The following is a 20,965-nucleotide window of genomic DNA, read 5'->3' as shown; positions in this document are numbered from 1 at the left end:
GTTCAGACTAATGGCCAGGAATGTAAAATATGGTATTCGACACCACGTTCGCCACTGACTGATTGATATAAATGCATCTGACTTGGGGTTAGCGTGATCGAAGCTAAACCCATCTGCATCAGAGTTTGTTTGGGCAACAACTTGGCTTTCCTGAGCAAGGTGATGTGGGGAGTGAAATGCAGATGGGGTTTAGTTAGCTGCTTGGCGCCATTTTCTGTCGAACTGGTGGGTGGCGATTTTGACTGTATCGCATCAATAATCTGCTGACAACGCTCAACGGCACAGTACAACTCAGGATTGAGTGATACCTGAGTCAAGGAAGGCGCGGATAAGCACAGCACCTGAGGCTTACGCCACAAGGTTAATTTGTCTAAGGTGATGCTAAATTTAGTCCAGCCACCGGTGCAAGCCATGACATCGATAGCCTTAATTAACCGGGCAAGAGAGTCATTATCGGTTTGACCGAGAAAGGCGAGGGTCATATGAAAATTGTTTCGATTGACCGGGCGACCATAACCTTTGTGACCTGCTGCACTCAGTTGAGACTGAATATCGCTGAGTTGATTAACTTGCTGCTTTGTTGGCGAGATGCCTAAAAATAGTCGCTGCATATTACTTCCTTTAACTATGGCTAAGGGAAATAGCTCTTCTTTATATTATGGCGTGGAAATAACTGTACAGGCTAAGTTTTTATTTATACATGTATTTTTAAAGTATTTAATCATGGGTCGAGTCATAGTTCAGAGCCTGAAAGAGGCTAGGGCATATGCCATCCCACCAGCAATCATGTACACTGGGTCGCCATCAGCCATAGAGACCTCACTTCCCTTGAATCAGTTACCCATACACCAGCTGCTCTCGCCCTTAAGAGAGGCTTTTCGTGCCACAAATCAAGTTATTCTGGAAGCGCCCACCGGTGCCGGTAAATCGACGGCATTACCGCTAGCTATGCTAGATTGGAGTGAGCTGAAAGGCAAAATATTGATGCTTGAACCTAGGCGCGTGGCGGCAAGGAGTGTGGCGCATTATATTGCCAGTCAGCGAGGCACTCAGATAGGTGGGGAGGTTGGTTATAGAGTGAGGGGCGAGTCTCGTTGCGGTGATTCGACCCGGTTAGAGATCGTCACCGAAGGTATTTTGACTCGCATGATCCAGCAAGATCCCGAGTTAACTGGAATTGATCTCATTATCTTCGATGAAATTCATGAACGTCATCTCACGACCGACCTTGGCTTGGCATTGGCGCTGGAGATCCAGGGATCATTTCGAGAAGACCTTAAAATCTTGGCCATGTCAGCTACGCTTGCAGGCCTTCCACTGTCGACTCTGATGCCAGATGCTTGTTCGTTACAGAGTGAGGGCCGCAGTTTTCCCGTCGAGCTAGGTTATCGAAGCCTGGCAGAATCTAAGGGGCGGACTCAAGGGGCCAACCCTTACCAAAATCGCACCCAAATTTGGTTAGAACACATGGGGAAATGCATCGTCGACTTGCTCAATGGCGATGATAAGCATCTTGCTAGCTTAGATGCCAGTGTAGCGAGAGATATCGATTCTTCTGGTTCACTGCTCGCCTTTCTTCCCGGTCAGGGGGAGATCATGCGCTTACATGATTATTTATCTCAGCGTTTGGATCTTAATTTATTTTCTCTCTGCCCACTCTATGGCAGTCTGCCGGCTAAAGCCCAAGACAGGGCAATCGCTCCAGCCACAGATGGTAAGCGTAAAATCGTCTTGTCTACCAATGTCGCCGAGTCGAGTCTGACCATTGACGGCATCACTATGGTGGTTGATTCCGGTTATAAGCGTCATGCCAGCTTTAACCCTAAAACCGGGGTGACGCGCCTGACACTCAAACGCATCAGTCAGGCATCTGCGGCCCAGCGTGCTGGGCGCGCGGGGCGTCTTTCTGCCGGTTATTGTCTGCGGCTCTGGAGTCAAGAGGAGCAAGGGCGACTGATTAAGGCGGATGAGCCGGAAATTTTACACAGCGATCTGATTCCCATGTCACTGGATGCCGCTTGTTGGGGAGTGAAGGCGCTTAATGAATTGCCTCTGCTGACTCAGCCTTCGAAAGCCAATGAGACAGTGGCCTGGCAGTTACTGGCCTTATTAGAGCTGGTCGATGCACAGAGAAAGCTAACTCGCCATGGTAGTCAAGCTTATCAGCTGGGCTGTCATCCAAGGCTGGCGCATATGTTACTTAAGGCAAAGACGCTCTCACAGAGCCAAGGGGATGATCATCTGGTGGGCTTGGCTTGTTTACTCGCCGGGATTTTAGAGTCCCGCTCTCTGGGTCGACATGGCGTCGATATCAGTCACTACCTCAGAGAGGCAATCCAGGGGGAAGCCGGTAAACAGGTACGTACCTGGATGAAAAAACTCAAGGTTAATATCGACCTGTCTCGGCTCGTCTCATCTGTGGGTTCTGGTGATATCGCCCTGTTATTAGCGTTGGCTTTTCCGGATCGTATAGCCAAGAGCCGAGGTGTGTCTGGCTATCAGTTGGCGAATGGTACCGGGGTCACTCTTCCGGAGCATGATCCTTTAGCCCGGGCCAATTGGTTGGTGGTGGCAGATTTTCAGGAGAGTGAGGGACGCACCAGTGGCAGAGTCTATTTGGCGGCCGAGATAGATGAAGATTTGTTTAAGAAGCGATTATCTTTTCTGGTCAAGAGCCAAGATTATTGTGGTTGGGATGAGGCGAAAGGACGATTCTTTGCCGAGAGTCGACAGAGGATCGGTCAAATCGTCTTGAGTAAGGCGGCATCGAACAAGCCTGCACCTGAGCAGATAAAAGCAGCCATATTTGAACAGATACGAAGTAAGGGGTTGGAATTACTTGATTTTAACCCAAAGGCATTACAGCTTCAATGTAGAGCTAAGCTAGCGTCTGAGCTAGATACGGATACTGGCTGGCCGGATATCGGTGAACAACATCTCTTAGATACCTTGGAGGATTGGCTGGGGCCTTACATTAATGATGTAAGAAGCTTGTCACAACTGCGGGCACTTGGCTGTTATACTCAGCTGCTTAATCTGTTTGAGTGGGACAAGCAGCAGCGCCTCGACAAGCTTTTTCCCTGCCATTGGCCCATGGCAACTGGGACCCGAGCGGCCATCACCTATGATGATGCGGGCAGGGCCAGGCTCAGTGTCAGATTGCAAGAAGCATTAGGCATGGCTCAGAGTCCTATTTTAGCTAATGGCAAGCTAACGGTGACCATGGAGCTACTCTCTCCAGCGCGCAGACCTTTAGCCTTAACTGCCGATCTTGCCAGCTTCTGGCAGGGTCCATATGTTGAAGTAAAGAAAGAGATGAAAGGCAGGTATCCCAAGCATCTATGGCCAGATGATCCAGCCAATACCTTACCGACCCGTTTTACCAAGAAAAAGACATTAAGTAGAAATGATAGCTAGTTCCCAGGGCTTAGTTCCCGGGAGCCGAAACCTTTTTTCGGAATAAAGATGACAAAGAAAGCTGTATCTAAACAAGGTGCCAAGAAAGCACCGTCTAAAGCTAAGCCGCGTAAAAAATCTTCGGCTAGAAAAGTATCCTCTGGCTGGAGCCGCAAAGTCTGGTCTATTGGCTGGAAGCTTGGCGTTATTGTCATCGCAGCTGTGTCTATTTACAGCATCTATCTGGATCAAATCATAGCGCGAAAATTTGAAGGGCAGAAATGGCACCTTCCCGCTCAGGTATTCAGTCGTTCCATGGCCCTTTATCCCGGCGCCGCAGTCAGTCATGGCCAATTAATTTCAGAGCTTAAGTTACTCGGTTATCGTAAGGTCGCCAACCCCAGACAGGTCGGTGAGTTTTCTGCATCCAGAACCAGAGTCGATCTTTGGCGTAGGCCTTTTCTGCATCCTCAAGGGGATCAGGCGGAACAGAGGGTGATGATCACCTTCGATTCTCAAGGTGTGAGTGCTGTTTCCCGCTCCCAAGATCATCGTCAATTGGCTGTTTTCCATCTCGAGCCGGTATTACTGGATCGAATCATCACAGGTGATGGCGAAGATAGGGTGTTTGTGAAAGCCGATAAGATGCCGTCATCGATTATAGAGGCCCTCATTCTGGTCGAAGATAGAAGCTTCTATGAACACTATGGCGTGAATCCTTTCGCTATCGTTCGCGCCTTGATGGTCAACATCAGCGCGGGAAGAACGGTACAGGGGGGCTCGACACTGACTCAGCAGCTGGCCAAAAACTTCTTCCTGTCGAGCGAACGTTCACTGGTGCGTAAGGCCCGTGAAGCCTTGATGGCCTTGATCATTGATTTTCGTTACGGCAAAGATGAAATCCTAGAAGCGTATCTCAATGAAGTGTATATGGGTCAAGATAAGGCTCGTGGCGTACACGGTATGGGGCTGGCGTCGCAGTTCTATTTTGGTCGACCTATCGCCGAATTGACTCTGTCTCAACAAGCCTTTTTAGTCGCCGTGATTAAGGGGCCTTCTTACTACAATCCCTGGCGTTATCCCGAGCGTGCTCAGGAGCGACGTGATCTAGTGCTTAGACTCTTGATGGAAGGGGAAAAGATCTCAGTAGCCCAATACAAGGCCGCCGCCGAGTCTCCTCTGGGCTTGAGAAAGTCAGATAGACCTGTACATCAAAAGTTACCCGCCTTCTTTGCCGTGGTGAAACATGAACTGGCGAGACGCTTCGGAGATACCTTACTCAAGCAGTCGGGGATTAAGGTTTACACCACACTCGATCCTATGGCCCAGGAAGCGGCCGAAAAGTCGGTTAAGAAGGTGATGGCTCGACTGGGTAAGAATGATAAGCAGCTCCAAGTAGGCATGGTGCTGACAGATAAGGCCACTGCAGGTATTGCTGCCATGGTGGGAGATAAATCTCCGGGCTACAAGGGCTATAACCGCGCCGTTGAAATACGTCGTCCCATAGGCTCCCTGATAAAACCTTTTGTCTATGCGACTGCGCTCAAGCAAGCCGATAAGTATAATTTAGCGACGCCACTGAAAGACCAGCCCATCACCTTGAAAAATGGTCATGGTAAGACCTGGTCTCCACAGAATGTGACCAGGAAGTTTAGTGGTAAGGTGCCCCTGCTCACAGGCTTCAAGAAGTCGATGAATGTGCCCACGGTGAACTTGGGCATGGCTATCGGAGTCAGTAGTGTGGCCACGACTTTAGACAAGGCGGGCTGGAGGGAGAAAATCTCTGAGTATCCTTCTATGCTGCTGGGAGCGGTTAGTGGCTCACCCTTGATGGTGGCTCAGGTCTATCAAACCATTGCCGATAACGGACGCTATCGTCGACTATCGTCTATCACGGCCGTGTTAGACAAGGACAATAATCCACTGCCTGTATCACGTATTCCTCAGAGTCAGGCGATAGACCCTGCAACAGATTTCTTGGTGCAATATGCCATGACTCAAGTGGTTCAATCTGGCACTGCGACTCGTTTAGGTAAGGCGTTCCCTGGCATTAGCCTTGCGGGTAAGACTGGCACCAGTAACGACTCCCGTGACTCTTGGTTTGCCGGTTTCGATGAACGTAACGTCGCCGCAATCTGGGTTGGCCGCGACGATAATGGTAAGACCGGGCTCTACGGCAGTAGCGGCGCCATGGCCGTCTACCAAGACTTCCTCAACAATCGTCCTCCTATCAGCCTAAGGCGCACCCCCATCAATGGCGTGGTTAATGGCCACTTCGATCGTTTAACCGGTAAAGCGATGGAAGCGGGTTGTGAAAACACCATAGCGTTGCCAGCCTTGAGTGGTAGTTATCATCCGGCGAAAAACTGTGGCGAGCCATTATCCTGGTGGCAGAAATTCACAGGTGGTTAGTGCCGTTAGTGAAGAGTCGCTAGTGGGCTAGTGAATCCTAGCTAGTTGCTAGCGAATAGTCATGAGAAGGGCTTGTTGAATCACAAGCCCTTTAAGTATCTTCTTTGATTGGAGTTGGCTTCATTCGAGGTTAGTTTCATTCTGACTCGAACTCAATAATTTACTATCTGCGCGACAAAAATCATCGGCCCAAGTCTGTACTTGCTTCACTTCAACCGAATTGAGTTCGAGCCCCTTTGCAATCTGAGTCGCAGGCACTTGTCCTTGAGCACTCAATCTGGCAAGAACCCATAATTCTCTTTGCTGGTCATTGAATCCTTTCTCTTCGGCTTCTTGCCAGGCTAGATGAATACCCGTATCTAGGTAACGGACTTTTACCGCGAAGTCATAGGCATTATTCCAAATACGCCTTGATAACTGATGTTGCGGCGATCCTATTTCAAGTTTCACTTTGAGGTTATAGGGTTTTTCAGCCCAGCAATGTGTGAGTTTGGGAAGGGACTTTTTAGTTAATAACACTGGGGAACCGGGCGCAGTATTACTATTACGCATATGCTCTAAGCGCTCAGGAGGAATAGGAAACAGGGTGATGCCATCGGCCTCAGCGCTTTCTTTTTGGCGACGGATTAATCCTGGATATAAACGGCTTTGATATCCTTTACCAAAGTAACTCTCATTAGAAGGGCCCATCTGTGCTTTAACTCGTTCAATAAAAGTGTATTTTCCACAAGCGCCCAGCCAAACATTTGCTTCACCCCCTGGAATGAAGCCAAATAACAAAATACTGCCGCAGCCGAGGCCATCTTTGTCTTTATATAACAGATTATGCAGCATTGTTTGCCGCAACTCCGGACTTAAAAAATAGTCCAGCTGATAATATTTCCCCTCAGCTAACGACAGCCAAGCAATAAATACCTGCTCAGGCGCATTCACTTTTGGGGAAATAGTTTGTGCGCTATTCACATAATTGCCGTATAGCTCCAAACTAAAAGGGTCAAATGTCCAGTGTGAGAATTTAGCTTCCTTAATTCTCTCTGCCCGAGCATTATAAGAGCGATTGAGCCTAGTATGAGATGTTGCCCAACCTAAATTGTCGTTATATGTATTCACTTGCTCTACATAAACATCATAATAAAATGGGGCGGTGGCATAAATGCTCCAAGTATGTCCGTCTTTTAAATCAATATAAGCTTTTTCTCCAGCACAAGCCTGACAAAATACTAGCGATAGTAGAGCCATGATGACTTGCTTTAGCTTCTGCTGCCTATCCCTAAGAAAAGATGCTTTATTCAAGATTAGTTTCATTCTGACTCGAACTAGATAATTTACTATCTGCGCGACAAAAATCATCGGCCCAGCTTTGTACTTGCTTCACTTCAGCCGAATTGAGTTCTAGCCCCTTTGCAATCTGAGTCGCTGCTACTTGGCCTTGAGCACTCAATCTGGCAAGCACCCATAACTCTCTTTGCTGGGCATTGAATCCTTTCTCTTCGGCTTCTTGCCAGGCTAGATGAATACCCGTATCTAGGTAACGTACTTTTACCGCAAAGTCATAGGCATTATTCCAAATACGCCTTGATAGCTGATGTTGCGGCGAGCCTATTTCAAGCTTCACTTTGAGGTTATAGGGTTTTTCAGCCCAGCAATGTGTGAGTTTTGGAGCTGGTGTCGGCTTGGGAGGCAATTTTTTTTGTTTGGCATTGGAGTTACGCATCAAGGCCAGCTTATCTTCTGGGATAGGAAATAGCTGTACGTTTTGAGCAGCCATTTTTTCGTCATAACGCTGAACCGCCCCTTTAAAGAACTCTTCATATGCAAGATCAAAGGGAACACCGAACGGACCCGAAGTCTTAACACGATCTATGAAACGGTATTCAGATTCACAGTAACTGGATAACCAAACGCTGACTTCACCACCAGGAATCAGTCCGAATATCAACTTACTTCCACAGAAACTAGTCTGTTCGGGTATGGTCTTAGTGTTAAGGATCAACATTTGTTGTTGTAATTCATCACTCAGGCGGTAATTTAACCGATAAAACTTCCCCTCCGCCAGTGACAACCAGGCAATAAATATCTCCTCTGGGGGAGTTATTTTTCGTGCTGGTTGCTGTGCATTTGCATAAAAAACAGTTGGAGAAAGCATGTAGGGGTCCCATTCATAGCCAGCAGCTTGTGTGGACTTTCTATCTTGGTCCAAGTCACTGATATGAGTATTGGGAGGAAGAAGAATACTGGTCCAATCCTGACTGTCATTGATCCCCCAGATTCGTTCAATATCTACTTCATAATAAAGGGGAGCGGTGATCCCGATACTCCAAACAGTGCCTTCATCACGAGTAAGTTCCTTAGGGATGCTCTTGCAGGCGCTCAGCAAAAAGATAACAGTCAGAGTAACCAGCAAGCATACCTTTCTAACAGACATATCAAGTTCCTTGTTTGCAGGGGTGTTTTACACGTGTAAAATTCTCATTGGCTTTATTTGGGATAATAGGTGTTCCACTGATAAAATCACAGTCTGAGCTATAATGAACAAAATGTCGTCTCAAGCCTAAATGAAACTCTTGATTTAGCAGTTCTGGTAGTATTTTCCCTTGCTTTGCCTGAACTAAAGTGTCTTTACAAACCTGGCTAAAAGAGAGGCCATTAACATCGAAGGCAGAATTAAAATCAACAACTTTGTAATTTGGCTCTTCCCAGGTGGCTCCAGCTTCATCATCCCAAAGCACTCCCTTAAACTCGGCAAGCCCGGCCATCAAGCGTAAAGACAAACGAGATAAATCCCCCTCTATCACTCGTGACATAAATAGCTCTACGCTTATCCTGTCCCGACTCGTCCCAGCTCGTTTGCTACTGTGATGACCGCTTCTAATAACATATTTAATCGTCAACTGACTAGACGAGCACCAATTACCCTTTATGAGTCTTTGGGACTCATCAATAATCTTTTTAAACGCATTACTGTTACGTGCTGCCTCGTCGTCACTCTGGTCTCGTCTAGTACGTAAAAAACTACTGTATGCAGCCACGCGCTTAGTGTCTAGATACTGTTTATCATATTTTTGTAACGCACCACTGAAAAATTGTCGAGAAAAATAACCACCACCGATATCAGAATGAACCCCGGGCAGCGTTATTTCCACAAACTGGCTACTAGGGCTTTGACTCGCATTATTCAATTGATTAAGTGAGAAATTATAACGAAATTCATCTTTGTGATGAGCTATCAGGTGTACCGCCTGCTTCACTCGTTTGGGGTCTAACCACAACTTGACCTCACCGTTATCATCATCATGAGGATCCATGCCATCCCAGAGTGAAGCTATGGCTGCAACAGTATCAAACAAACCGGCAAAGTGAATCTCATAGTATTCACTATCTTGCCAATCAAAGAATGGATGGAGTTCAATTGAGTATTTTTCTTTTAAAAAGTTCTCGACGAAGAGGCCTTTTTGTTCCAATAATATTTCATTGATACAGTGTCGCGCGGCCGCCGCACCACGACTGAAGCCGAACACATCGAACTCAATTTTATCAATTCCATCAAAGGTAGATAAGTTTTGATCTTGTAGCTCTTTTGCGACTTGTTTGCATATTGTTTCCAATCCCTCTTCTACACGAGCTACCACCCCGCGCTCACCACGTCCGAATCCACTACCGAGAATATCATCTTCTGCTGGGCCATCTGAGCCTGGCTCCTCATTGGCTGTGCCTATGCCATTTATATAGAGACTGGTTAGGTATATAGCTTTTTCAATTCCCTTTTTGTTTGCTTTAGTAACTGCATACAACTGCTGAAGTTTATAGACATTGGTAAGCTCATTAGCGGCGCTGCCTTCTATTTCCGGGTCTACGGGTTTAGAGCAGAGCGCTTGTAAGGCCTCTGCTTCTTCCACGGTATCAGCACCACAGCTAACCAACCATTCGGCAGTATTTTTCTCGAGCACTTCCCTTGCCCACAGGGCATTGGCAGTATTATTACCCGTGCCATCAAAGAACAGTCCCATGCGCACGGTAAGCCAATTAAACGCTTTGACTTCTAATACATAAGATTTATTGGTAAAGAGTTCATATTCACCGCTGTCACCTTTACCTGTTTGGTGACGCTCGGGAAGTGGTGTTTTGGGTGGCTCGGTAACAAGATCGCCGCTGGTTAAATGTAAGTAGTTTTTTGGCGTATCACTGAAGCCATTTTTTTGATCTGAATAGCTCACAACCTGATTATCTTCGCTTTCGAGTCGTGGCTTCCTAGTCATGGATTCAGTCAGCCAAGGTTCTGTGTCTAGTGTAATGGTGACAATACCTGGAGCGAGATTGTTCAGCAGCTGTGGTCGACCTGTGAGGGTTACCTCTTGGCTATTGCCGCCACTGTCCGTGATGAATGCCTTAATGCCTTGAAAAGGATGATTATTCTCATCGCGAATATCAATTTCAATCCAGTGGTCTGACTGTTCACAAGCGATACAATGTTGATTACTCATACACTTTCCATCCATCTTGCTAGAGTCAGACTCTCTTGCTGATTTAATTTCATACCCAGTACTATCCCTTCGGGTGAGTAATTCACACTTTTCCCTAGCTGGGCAGCAGCCCACATAGGGATATCGAACTCATCCATGTTCTCTTGTTTTGCCGAGATGATTGCAGATTCAATGATCTCTTTTCTCATAGGTTGCATGCACATTAACGGATGCAACTGCTGCCATAATTGACGTTCGATGGTATATACATGCCTAGGTAGATTACTTTGGGAAGCTAATTGCTCGGGGCTGAGATACCACCAAGGGACATCGCGGGATGCATCATATGCCCTGATTTGATTATTGCTAAAGTTCAGCCAATGCTGGTCATGCTCCATGGCAAGGTGATGAATTGGCCCCATAAACTCCTCTTGTTTAACAGATGTCAACGAGGAGAGAAAAGGCGCCAATACATTGATATCGTAATAGCGGAAAAGTACCGCCTCGCCTTCATAAACAGCCAGTAATAAACTTTGTAAATGTTTGGATATTGCTTCGGGGCTATGTGAGCTGCTTAACCAAGCACCTCTTAATGAAGGATATTCTGTCAGAATATCCGGATCTTTTTTTATCAATTGTGACAAGGGTAATAACCAGGGACCTTTCTCTTTATGCTCTTCAAACTCCGCCTGTTGAAATAAAGGCTGCGCGTCCTCACCACCTAGTCGACAAAATAGCGGCAGTAATTCAGGTTGTGATAACAGGTCAACCAAAAGATAAACCGCTTGTTGCTGATTTTCAATCCACTGTTTTAACACTATTTGTCAGCCCCTAATAGAGGGCACACTTTTACCATGGGAGCAGAAAAAGTATCGGCAACAAGTAATGCGCTTAAATCAACTTTCCCCATGGGAGGGGGCAAGACTGCCGCTTCGACATTACCAGGCAGGGCAGCCAACTGGCCGCTATAATCACTTCCTGCGCTCGCGCCGCCACCTGAATTGAGATTAATGGCTGCGCCGACCAAGTGGACGCCTGCAGGGTCGATTTTGAGGAAACTGCCACCGGCTTTAAGCGTCAACTCGGCACCGGCCTCGATAACGATTTTCGTGCCGGCTTTCAGATGAACTTCGGTGCCGACTTCCAATATCGATTTTTTACCGACTTTGCTGTTTTGCTTACCTTCAACATTCACACAGGCATCTTGTTTCACTAAAGTGAGACTGTCTGCCGAGACGGTTAGGTGGTCATTATTCTTGATACGGGTAAAGCGCTCGTTCTCTATATCCAGATGGAAATCGTGTTTGATATGTTGGCTTAGGTCATTTTCAACCAGAGTGTTCATGTCCTTCTGGGCATGGAGGTATATTTCTTGCCTGTCAGCTTCATCTTCGAAGCGCAACTCGTTACTGCCTTCTCCCTTATGGGTTTGGGTTTTGAGTACGGTGCGGGTTTTGTTTGCAGGCAGGGGGTAAGGCACCTGATTGATACTATGAAAGGTACGGCCTGTGATAATAGGCTGATCGGGGTCGCCCTCTAAGAAACTGATGATGACTTCATGACCTATTCTGGGGATGGCCACCATGCCATATTGTCCACCGCACCAACCTTGGCTGACACGTACCCAACAGCTGGACTTGTCATCGCTAAAACCGTATCTGTCCCAGGGAAACTGCACTTTTACCCGGCCAAATTCATCACAGAAGATTTCTTCATCTTTGGGGCCAACCACAGTCGCACTCTGGGGACCTGTGACCAGAGGTTTAGACTTAGGTGTCGCCTGCCATGGTGCGTTGCCTGGAATGACGGTAAATTCGTTGTTATATGTGGTGACGCTCTGGGTGTTTGCCTCTTCCGCCGCAGCACCTTGCTCGCCTCTATGTTGAACCGTGACGAAAAGCCAGTCGCAATTGAGTGCGGTATCGTTATGACCCATTAAGTCAAATTTGCAGCCACTGATGCTCTGCATTATGTTACTGCGCCCTGTAGCTAACTGCGCATCACGGCGCAGGTATTCTTGGCGCACTCTCGTAATGGGAATACCTGTTTCATCGTCCTTATAACGACCGGGATAGTCGAAGTGTTCATAATCGGGCCGCTGGTACTCCAGTGATTTTCCTGTGCTGGTCTGTAGAAAGCTGTATTGAGGTTTCTTGAAGCTGTTGTCTTTGAGCGTGACACTTGCGGGTCTTATTTGGTGGCGATAGCTAAATGAGCCGATAAAGGGAGCATCCGTTGCGCCGCCACTGGTGGCGTTGTAGGGAAATGGTGTATCTAATTTTGACTGTTTATCTGTATTGTCGCTGAAGACTAAGGTATGCGCTTTTTCACTGTGCTGAAAATAATAGAATAGGCCCACTTCAGCAGCTAAACGTGAGATAAAGTTGAAATCGTTTTCTCGGTATTGGACGCAATATTCTCGCACTTCAGACTCAAATCTGGCCTCACAACTGAACGCGTAATCCTTGATACCCATCTCGGTGAGCACAGTGGCAATAATTTCAAGCACGCTTTTCTGTTGGAAGATACGGCTGTTTTGTCGCAGCGTTAATCTGGATAGGGCTGGCACTAGAGTAATGTGATATTGGGTATGATGATGGCCAGTGTTGGCTTTACTGAACTGACTGACGATGCCGTGAACCTGACGTTTCAGTTCGCCATCTTGATACCAGCTTAATAAGCCATTCTGGTCGACAATCGACACTGGGCTAAGGTTATCCAGTCGACTCAGTAGGGTTAACTTAACCTCGAATGGTGAGGATAAGCCCTCAATAAAGTCAAATGCCAATACATTAAAACTGTCATCACTCACACCTTCGGCGCTAAACCGATAACATAATCCATTTTCCACTGGTGACATCGCAATATCCTATATGCAATTTGATGGGTGCTCCCCTCCCAAAAGGACCAGTTCTGGGAGGGAAGCGTATTTACCTGTGGGTTAAACTGATTAGCAGGTAAATCTTTGCCTTGCGCCATTAAAAAGGAGTAAAAAAGCACAGGACATATCTGCCTACAGGCATAGGGTGAAGGTCTGTAGGCAAATTCTTAGTATTAAGCTAAGGCTTAAGCCTCGATCGGTTTGCGCCAATCATCGGCACCGGATGTTCCGGCGGTAACATGGTCCCAATCAATCTTGCGATAGGCCATAGAAACGGTTAGCAGCTGAGTGAAATCAGACTTCGCATTGTCTTGGCAATGGGGCATATGGCATTGGATGTCTATGATGGTGGCACCTTCAAGCTTAGTGCTGAAGAAGTGCTCTTGCTTGCCTTCCACTGAGGTGCGGTACCATTTAAGCTCAACTTCTGAGATCTTTTCACCCGAAGCCAGAGAGTTATACATCAGAGGCACCGCTTTATTCAGGGCGACGGTAAACTTGAACGGTTTGTGAATGCGTTGACCCGAAGGCTGGCCCGACTGTGGATCTGTCGGGACTGTGACTATGTGGTCGAATTCCTGAACCAGCATCTCATCTTCGTGGCCTTCAACGAAAATGTCACCGACTGAATCGGCAGTGAAAGCTCCTGCAGTAATGTGCCCTTGGGTCTGACCCTTGATGGAGATATAACATGGAGTTGGCATGGTTATTCCTTAAGTTAAAAATTATTTTTAAGTTCATTTGTTGTGGCCACGGCCTGATAAAGAGCAAACACTATGCCAATAAAGTAACCTATTGAATTAAAAAGCATAGATAGGAAATGATATTTTATCTGGGCAATATATGGCCCAGCGCTGAGCAAGATCTTGCCCAGCGGGCAATAAGTGGCCCAGCTTTTATGTTAAGTCTTATCTGGTAAACGAAGGAGGCATGTATTTAGCTGGTAAACACCTTTGAGTGATTGGTGATCTTTTGTTAATCTCTGTAACCATAGAGGAATAAACCACTAAGGTTAGGCGTTACATGAGAAAAACTTTACTAGCAACGGCGTTATCGGCCGCTATTTTTGCCCCGTCAGTAGCGGCAATCGAAATTTATAAAGATGACAAGAACGCAGTGGAGATTGGTGGATTCATTGACGCACGTGTCATCAATACTCAAGGCGCTACAGAAGTCGTTAACGGCGCGTCACGGATTAACTTTGGTTTCACTCGTGAAATGAGTGATGGTTGGAAAGCGTTTACTAAGCTGGAGTGGGGTGTTAACCCATTTGGTAACAGTGAGATTGTTTATAGCAGTGAAAGTAACTTCGAGTCTAAGAGCGGAGACTTTTTAAATAACCGTCTTGGTTATGTCGGTATTGGCCATGATACGTACGGTACTTTAAGCATAGGTAAACAGTGGGGCGCCTGGTACGACGTTGTTTATAACACTAACTATGGTTTCGTATGGGACGGTAACGCGGCGGGTGTCTATACCTATAATAAGGCCGATGGTGCGATAAATGGTACAGGCCGCGGTGATAAGGTGGTTCAATACCGTAATAGTTTCGGTGATGTGAGTTTCGCACTTCAAGCTCAGTTAAAACACGATATTTTTTATACCTGTGAGGCAACACAAGGCCTTAGCACTGATTGTGAAGAACGTTGGAAGGCTAATGAAGAGTCACAAGAGGTTCATTATGATTACACTTACGGTGGTGCTATCACATATCTGGCTACAGATAAGCTCACGTTAACCGCTGGTGTTAACCGTGGTGAGTTTGAAGTGGCTTTTAATACCGGTGAAATGATCACTGCAACCGATCTTATTTATGGTGTCGGCGCCACCTGGGGAGGCTTCGATAACCAGGGCTTCTATGCAGCCGCAAACTTCAACAAGAATGAAAATCACGATACCGATAACCTAGGCCGTCTAATTAAAGACTCTTATGGTATCGAATCTCTGTTCTCATATAAGTTTGATAATGGCCTACGCCCATTTATCTCCTATAACATCTTAGATGCGGGTAGCGATTACGTTATTCAGCCAAATAGTGCAGATCCTAAAGATGTGTTTAAGCGTCAGTTCGTCGTTGCTGGCTTGCACTACGTTTGGGATGTGAACACAGTGCTGTATGTAGAAGCCCGTAAAGATTTTAGTGATTTTACCAGTGCAGACAAGGAGCAAGAGGCGAAAATGTCTATCTCGGAAGATGATGGCGTAGCCGTAGGTATCAGATACACGCTTTAAACACTGACCTTGTGAATCGACAAGCTAGTAAGCGATTGTAAGCATATAAATATGCCGAAAATGTTGGGAACATTTTCGGCATTTTTTATGTGGAAAATGTCTCAGAAGTGCGAGTAATTAGGCGCTAGTACCTAGAAACTCGAGCCTTCTTTTTTGGCCTTCCTTGTACCCATAAATATATTCCCGATATCGCCATGACGATCAACGAGAGTGCCACCAGGTCCATAAACCAGGGGCCGAATGAGCCGAAGAAGCGTCCGCTATGAATGTCTAATATCACACGTTCCCAGGTGAGGTGACTCGAGCGGGCCAGTAAAGAGATAGTATCCGATTCAGCTTGAGCGGCTGGCGTATCCAGGGCCTGTGACCAGAGGATTGGTGCAAATGGCATGGCCTTGGTCCATTCGATAAGGTCATCATCTGCCATAAAGTAGCCACCTTGCGTCTTTAGCCAAATTTGGCCATCGAAACCTATGGCTTCTATGCCTCTGGGTAAGCCCATGGAGGCATCTTGTTTTTCCATAAGCTCGCCATCCTGTGACACCATGTAGAGATTATTCGAATCGACGGCGAGTATCATCTTGCCTACAGTTATCATGCCTTTAATGGGTGAGTCGGCTTCGACGGCTAGCCGATGTTGTATCCAGACTAAGTTGTCAGAGCTGGCAAGACTGAGGGGCAGGGCCTGATAGATAACAAGCTTGTTTGGTGGGGTGATACCATAATAGTCCAATAGCCAGGCTTGTTGCACGGGAGCTGAATCTATGGATAGATGATTGCTATGGTTGATAACAACGCCGGTAATGGCCATTAGCATGATGAACAGGGCACAGAAAATGCCTAATCGTCTATGCCAGGGGCGAAGTTGTTTGGCTAACTTTTTTCCTAGCCTTTTGGTGTGGCTTTTCTGTTTTTGACTATTGTTTCGATTACTGTGATGCTTTTGAGTCATTCTTATTGTCTTAATCGTTTGTCGTTGGCCCAGCCTCCTGCATCACAGCCAAACTTTTAGCTTAACTTTTGGTGACGTGGGCATCTAACCATAATGCGATGCGAGACAGTTTAGTCAAGGCTCTGACTGACAGAGTCGCACCAGTGATGCCATCTATGTGCTGATTTAATTTTAGATCGTCCTTTAGTTTGGCGGATTTAAATTGATCAGTAAAGAAATCATGCCTGACTTCATCGCCTCGGCTCTCTCTGTAAACCAGTACCTTAGTTTGGGCGATTGCCTGATCTTTAATATGAATACCCACGGTGATGGGGGATTCTTTACCTATCTCTTCTAAAATCCAAACAGTTTCAGACTCTTGTTGCCAATACCTTAAGCGCATCTTCTTGAATCTATGTGACAGGATCTCTTCGATAACATCCTGTGCCTCATCGTCTATCCAGAAGACTTTTGCCTTGGGGGTAGGGGCGTTGAAGGCCTGGCTGATGAAGTCATCTGGTTCCTGATAAACGCCGCGAGCTTGAGCCGATTGACTGAAGGATAAGCTAACAATGAATGAGAAAGCTAAGAGGCAAAGAGAGGTTAACTTCATATTAGACTCGGATGCGAGAGAAGGAAATGACTAAAACTAGTTAAAATATAGATGAGTGCCCGATAAAGGGCACTCATAATTGCGCTCATTGACTAATGAGTGCTTGTCTTGGTTCTACTATTTAGAACTGGTAACCTACACCTAGGTTGAAGCCGTCAGAATCTTTAGCGCCGCCAACTTTCTCGTAGTCAGCCTTGAACACGACGTTTTCGTGTAACCAGTAGTTCACGCCGACATTAGTCTGAGTGATCTTAGTGTCGTCGTTGTTACCGGCATTGTTGTCATACTCGTTGTAACGCGCGAAGATACCGAAGCTTTCGTTGAAGCGGTAAGCTGGTTCAATGTACCAACCATTCTGATCGTCACGACCTAAGGCTTCAGCTTCTTTGCCATCGATATCCCACTGAGCATAAAGGGCTTTAACTGTAAAATCTTGAATGCTGTAGATAGCGTGTGCAGTAAGCATGACTGCAGAAGCAGTATCAACACCGCCAGCGCCCTGAGTTAAATCTGACTGGTACTGAGCGGTAGCTGCAAGCTCTAGACCTGGAACCGCAGTGTATTTTACGCGTGCAGTGTAAGCCAGATCATCAGCTTTTGCCTTAGATACTTTTTGACGTCCGCCGCGAATGCTATATGTCTCATCAACATATAGACCTGAAGTGATAGCACCGTCGAATGCAAGACCTGGAGCTGCTTTAACATTAAGGGCAGCACCGGCTTCCCACCAAGTTGCAGGAAGAATATTTTTTTCAACTGGGTTACGCTCAACACCGTAGAATGCTGGTGGCTCGTGAGTCTCGTTGATGATACCCACTGGCATCAGGAACAAACCCGCTTTACCGGTTAGCATTTGGTTGAAATCATGCTCGATGTAAGCCTGCTCCAGCTCAACTTCACCTTTCTTGCCCTCACCCGAAATTGAGTGCTCAACTTCTAATTCAGAGAAGAAACGTGTGCTTTCGCTGAACTCATGGCCGACGAATAGCACGAAACGGTGGAAGTCTATCGCTTTCTTATCTTTGCCTGACTGGTTATCTGTGATGTTGTTGTAGTGAAGTTCACCATAACCACCAAGTGTTGTGGCACTCTTTGACTCTGCTGTCGCTTCTACTACGTCGGCTGTCTTCTCGACGCGCTGCTCGGTTGCATCTAGGCGTCTTTCAAGATCTTTCAGTACTTTCTGTTGTTGCTCAATGACTTTACGTAGCTCTTGAGTCTCATCAGATGCAAATGCAGTCTGAGAGGCTAAAATGCCAAACAAAGCGCTAGCAATTATGGTCTTCTTCATCATTCTCTTCCCTGTTGTTATTAAAGGGTTATTAAATTTGGGGCGATTCTATGTAACTGATTTCAATAATGCAAACTATTATCATTTGGTTTTTGATAAAGATCAACAAACGTAAAGAAATAGTAAATAGTGTAGATGAGGGGTTAAAACTTACTGGAGGGTATATTTTCTTTTAAATTAGTATGATGGCAAGAAAAAGAAATAAAAAAGGTGAGCCAATGGCTCACCTTTTTTAAAGTGTAAATTTTATTCGTCTTTAGTGGTAAATCGGTGTTATTGACACTCTAAATTCACATATAAGAATAATATCTAAGGTATAACCATATAAACCAGCTGGATATGGCCTTATCTATCTAGATTAAAATTTGTAAGAGTAACCCACTGTGACAGTCATCGGCTTACCCGCAAAGTTTGAACCGTGGATCTTGGTGGTCACATACTCAGTGTCAAATAGGTTTTCTGCGGTTAGGTACACCTCTTGTGCGTCAGAGATGAAATAACGTCCCGATAGGTCGACTATGGTTTTGGCTTCGATAAGATTTTCTTGAGCTATCTCGCCTTGACCCGCCACGGTTCTTACCTCATCGGTATAACGTGCCGCCAATGTTAGCTCCCAGCTGTCGGCTTTGACGCCTGCCGATGCAAATAACATATTTTCGGGTAGGTAAGGCAGTTTGTAGCCTTCCTCGACTCTGCCCCATGGATCGAAATCCGATTCGAAGCTGTTAGCAAATTCGGCACTGGTGTAAGTGTAGGCGAGTTTCACCGGGAAATTAATGTCACCTTCGTTGTTGAAGTTATAGGCCAAGCTAAACTCGAGCCCTTTAACATCGACTTCACCGCCGTTGTATTGATTGCCAATACTGTCATCATCACAGCCTTTCGAAGCTGAGCAGTCTCCGTGCATGTTGCTGTAATCACTGTAGAAGAAGATGGCTTCAGAAGTTAATGCACCGGCGTTATAACGTGCACCAGCCTCATAATTCCAGCTTTCCTCTTCCTGGCGTTCGGCGTTACCCGGAGCGGCAGGTGCAAAGCCTTTCTGCACGCCGGCTAAGACTAGCCATTCGCTGTTGATCTGGTAAGTAGCAGAAAGTGACGGCAACCAGGCCGAAAAGCTGTTACTGATATCTGTATCTGGCTCGCCATCACGGCCTGGATTTGTCTTGCCCCAGTCGATGCGTCTGGTTGTGACATCTTCGTAGCGAACGCCGGCTGTGATGTTGAAGTCTCCGAGTTGGATCTTGTCTTGAACATATAGGGCTAAGGCTTCGGCGCTATCTACGCGGTTGGAATCTGTACCTGGTACGCCAGCTTCAGTCATAACCATGACCTGATCGGAACCCATAAAATAGGTATCCACCCACTGGTATCTATCCATCTCGTCTTCGTGGTAACGGGCGCCGAAAGACAGATCGTGATTGCCTAAGTACCAGTTAAGCTCAGTTTGAATCCCCTGGGAGATGTAGGCTCGGTTATTGGCTTTGACGTCGACATCAAGACCGTCGGATGTTGGGTTTTTATCGAAATCTGCCGCAATTTGAGTGCCGTCACCGCTGATGCTCTTTCCATCGATCTTACTGGTCTTATACCAGTTACGCTTAAAGTCGTTATGGTAAACCGTAGTGCCTAAGGTCAGGTTATCGCTAAAGTCTATGATGTGGTTAATCTGGATCTGTGTGTGTTCTGTCTCCATCACATCTTTTTGTGATGCCGAGTAGCGGCTATATGGATTAGCCGCAAAATCTTCATCTGTGAGCCCCATATAGGTCTCATTTGAGGTTTCATCTGAATACTTAAGCTTTACTTCCAACACCTGGTCAAATTTTGCATCTTCAGCCGAGTGAATGCTTATCTTAGCCATGGCATCATTTTTCTTAAATCCGGTATCGCCACCGACACCATTGATATCTCTGAAGCCATCGGCCTGATAGCGATAGATGTCTATCACACCGCCGACACGTTCACCTTGGCCGCCTGCATAGGCATGAAGCTTACCGAAACCATCCTGGCCAGCCGCCACATCCAGCTTGCCGGCTAGCTCTTCTTCGGGGATCTGACGTGAAATAAGGTTGATCACTCCACCTGTGGTACGCGGTCCGTATTTAACTGTCGAGCTGCCTTTAAGGATCTCGATAGATTCCATTCTGCCAGAAGTTGGGAAGTAGTAAGCGGCGGGTGATGCGTATGGCGCTGGAGCTGCTAGGACCCCATCTTCCATTATGGTGATCTTCTCGGTGCGGTTCTGCCCCGTGCCGCGCATACCTATATTGGGTCTCAGACCGTAGCCGTCTTCCTCCTGTATATACACGCCCGGTATGCTGGCGAGTGTACGCATGATGTCTGAATACTTGAAGGCATCTAATTCGGCCTCATCGATGAGATGAGCGCTACCCGGTACGGTATTGAGTGGGTTCTTCTTACCGAAGATACTGATCTGCTCGATAGGCGCGATTGTTGCAATTTCTTTGGCTTCTTGTGCAAAAGCCGGAGCGGATAGGGCGGTAAGTAGAGCGGTCGAAATTAGGCTCAAAGACAAGGTTTTAGGCTGCGGCATAAATACTCCATTGCGCAATACAGAAAAAAAACCACCGATTAACTGATATTAGTAATCTTAGTGGGAGTTATTCTCATTTCTTCGCGCATTTTAATGCCTGCGTATTAAAATTAACTTAAGTTGGGTTGTGTTTACACTTGTTAACTAAAGATAAACAAGGGTTAAACAGAGACTAAACTTGGGGAGAGTGTT

14 protein-coding genes are annotated in these 20,965 nt (G+C 46.4%); 3 read left to right on the top strand and 11 right to left on the bottom strand.

Going from position 1 to position 20,965, the window contains the following annotated elements:
• Positions 1-2 precede the first annotated feature (2 nt).
• Positions 3-611: a 2'-5' RNA ligase family protein gene (locus tag FM037_RS23690; RefSeq protein WP_144048032.1), complete on the bottom strand. Its 609-nt coding sequence runs from the start codon at positions 609-611 to the stop codon at positions 3-5.
• 175 nt (positions 612-786) lie between these two features.
• On the opposite strand from FM037_RS23690, the gene hrpB reads away from it, so the two are divergent.
• Both hrpB and mrcB read left to right on the top strand, forming a co-directional pair.
• Positions 787-3,417, top strand: coding sequence for an ATP-dependent helicase HrpB (gene hrpB, locus FM037_RS23685; RefSeq protein ID WP_144049104.1), 2,631 nt, complete (start codon positions 787-789; stop codon positions 3,415-3,417).
• Positions 3,418-3,465: 48 nt separating this feature from the next.
• Positions 3,466-5,808 (top strand): penicillin-binding protein 1B, encoded by a 2,343-nt coding sequence (gene mrcB / locus FM037_RS23680; RefSeq protein ID WP_144048031.1) that lies wholly within the window; start codon positions 3,466-3,468, stop codon positions 5,806-5,808.
• 120 nt (positions 5,809-5,928) lie between these two features.
• On the opposite strand, the gene FM037_RS23675 is transcribed toward mrcB, so the two are convergent.
• The 6 genes from FM037_RS23675 to FM037_RS23650 form a co-directional block, all read right to left on the bottom strand.
• A complete protein-coding gene (locus tag FM037_RS23675; protein WP_185976892.1) occupies positions 5,929-7,101 on the bottom strand; it encodes a DUF2931 family protein in 1,173 nt (390 codons plus the stop codon).
• On the bottom strand, positions 7,094-8,233 hold the full coding sequence (locus FM037_RS23670) for a DUF2931 family protein (RefSeq protein ID WP_144048029.1): 1,140 nt from the start codon (positions 8,231-8,233) through the stop codon (positions 7,094-7,096). The genes FM037_RS23675 and FM037_RS23670 overlap by 8 nt, the downstream gene beginning before the upstream one ends.
• 1 nt (position 8,234) lies before the next feature.
• Positions 8,235-10,289: a T6SS phospholipase effector Tle1-like catalytic domain-containing protein gene (locus FM037_RS23665; protein WP_185976891.1), complete on the bottom strand. Its 2,055-nt coding sequence runs from the start codon at positions 10,287-10,289 to the stop codon at positions 8,235-8,237.
• Positions 10,286-11,086, bottom strand: coding sequence for a DUF4123 domain-containing protein (locus tag FM037_RS23660; RefSeq protein WP_185976890.1), 801 nt, complete (start codon positions 11,084-11,086; stop codon positions 10,286-10,288). The genes FM037_RS23665 and FM037_RS23660 overlap by 4 nt, the downstream gene beginning before the upstream one ends.
• Entirely contained in the window at positions 11,086-13,128 is a 2,043-nt protein-coding gene (locus tag FM037_RS23655) for a type VI secretion system Vgr family protein (protein WP_144048026.1), read from the bottom strand. Before FM037_RS23655 ends, FM037_RS23660 begins: the two co-directional genes overlap by 1 nt.
• Before the next feature lie 206 nt (positions 13,129-13,334).
• Positions 13,335-13,853: an Hcp family type VI secretion system effector gene (locus FM037_RS23650; RefSeq protein WP_144048025.1), complete on the bottom strand. Its 519-nt coding sequence runs from the start codon at positions 13,851-13,853 to the stop codon at positions 13,335-13,337.
• A gap of 319 nt (positions 13,854-14,172) precedes the next feature.
• Here FM037_RS23650 and FM037_RS23645 point away from each other — a divergent pair, with 319 nt between their 5' ends.
• Complete coding sequence (locus tag FM037_RS23645) at positions 14,173-15,381, top strand: porin (RefSeq protein WP_144048024.1); 1,209 nt, start codon at positions 14,173-14,175, stop codon at positions 15,379-15,381.
• Positions 15,382-15,505: 124 nt separating this feature from the next.
• On the opposite strand, the gene FM037_RS23640 is transcribed toward FM037_RS23645, so the two are convergent.
• From FM037_RS23640 to FM037_RS23625, 4 genes are all read right to left on the bottom strand, one after another.
• Complete coding sequence (locus tag FM037_RS23640; RefSeq protein WP_144048023.1) at positions 15,506-16,333, bottom strand: PepSY-associated TM helix domain-containing protein; 828 nt, start codon at positions 16,331-16,333, stop codon at positions 15,506-15,508.
• A gap of 61 nt (positions 16,334-16,394) precedes the next feature.
• A complete protein-coding gene (locus FM037_RS23635) occupies positions 16,395-16,925 on the bottom strand; it encodes an FMN-binding protein (protein ID WP_144048022.1) in 531 nt (176 codons plus the stop codon).
• A 121-nt stretch (positions 16,926-17,046) separates the two neighbouring features.
• Entirely contained in the window at positions 17,047-18,216 is a 1,170-nt protein-coding gene (locus tag FM037_RS23630; protein ID WP_185977090.1) for a porin, read from the bottom strand.
• A gap of 358 nt (positions 18,217-18,574) precedes the next feature.
• Positions 18,575-20,773, bottom strand: coding sequence for a TonB-dependent receptor family protein (locus FM037_RS23625; RefSeq protein WP_144048020.1), 2,199 nt, complete (start codon positions 20,771-20,773; stop codon positions 18,575-18,577).
• Positions 20,774-20,965: the final 192 nt, after the last annotated feature.

This window comes from Shewanella psychropiezotolerans, assembly GCF_007197555.1.
In the GTDB taxonomy this organism is placed as follows: Bacteria; Pseudomonadota; Gammaproteobacteria; order Enterobacterales; family Shewanellaceae; genus Shewanella; species Shewanella psychropiezotolerans.
The sequence above is the reverse complement of the archived record's forward strand: the minus strand, read 5'-3'. Positions and strand labels throughout refer to the sequence as shown.

Excerpts from the sequence above, each read along its gene's own strand:
- FM037_RS23690 (WP_144048032.1), bottom strand. The coding sequence starts at position 611 with ATGCAGCGACTATTTTTAGGCATCTCGCCAACAAAGCAGCAAGTTAAT.
- hrpB (WP_144049104.1), top strand. The coding sequence starts at position 787 with ATGTACACTGGGTCGCCATCAGCCATAGAGACCTCACTTCCCTTGAAT.
- mrcB (WP_144048031.1), top strand. The coding sequence starts at position 3,466 with ATGACAAAGAAAGCTGTATCTAAACAAGGTGCCAAGAAAGCACCGTCT.
- FM037_RS23670 (WP_144048029.1), bottom strand. The coding sequence starts at position 8,233 with ATGTCTGTTAGAAAGGTATGCTTGCTGGTTACTCTGACTGTTATCTTT.
- FM037_RS23665 (WP_185976891.1), bottom strand. The coding sequence starts at position 10,289 with ATGAGTAATCAACATTGTATCGCTTGTGAACAGTCAGACCACTGGATT.
- FM037_RS23655 (WP_144048026.1), bottom strand. The coding sequence starts at position 13,128 with ATGTCACCAGTGGAAAATGGATTATGTTATCGGTTTAGCGCCGAAGGT.
- FM037_RS23650 (WP_144048025.1), bottom strand. The coding sequence starts at position 13,853 with ATGCCAACTCCATGTTATATCTCCATCAAGGGTCAGACCCAAGGGCAC.
- FM037_RS23645 (WP_144048024.1), top strand. The coding sequence starts at position 14,173 with ATGAGAAAAACTTTACTAGCAACGGCGTTATCGGCCGCTATTTTTGCC.
- FM037_RS23640 (WP_144048023.1), bottom strand. The coding sequence starts at position 16,333 with ATGACTCAAAAGCATCACAGTAATCGAAACAATAGTCAAAAACAGAAA.
- FM037_RS23635 (WP_144048022.1), bottom strand. The coding sequence starts at position 16,925 with ATGAAGTTAACCTCTCTTTGCCTCTTAGCTTTCTCATTCATTGTTAGC.
- FM037_RS23630 (WP_185977090.1), bottom strand. The coding sequence starts at position 18,216 with ATGAAGAAGACCATAATTGCTAGCGCTTTGTTTGGCATTTTAGCCTCT.
- FM037_RS23625 (WP_144048020.1), bottom strand. The coding sequence starts at position 20,773 with ATGCCGCAGCCTAAAACCTTGTCTTTGAGCCTAATTTCGACCGCTCTA.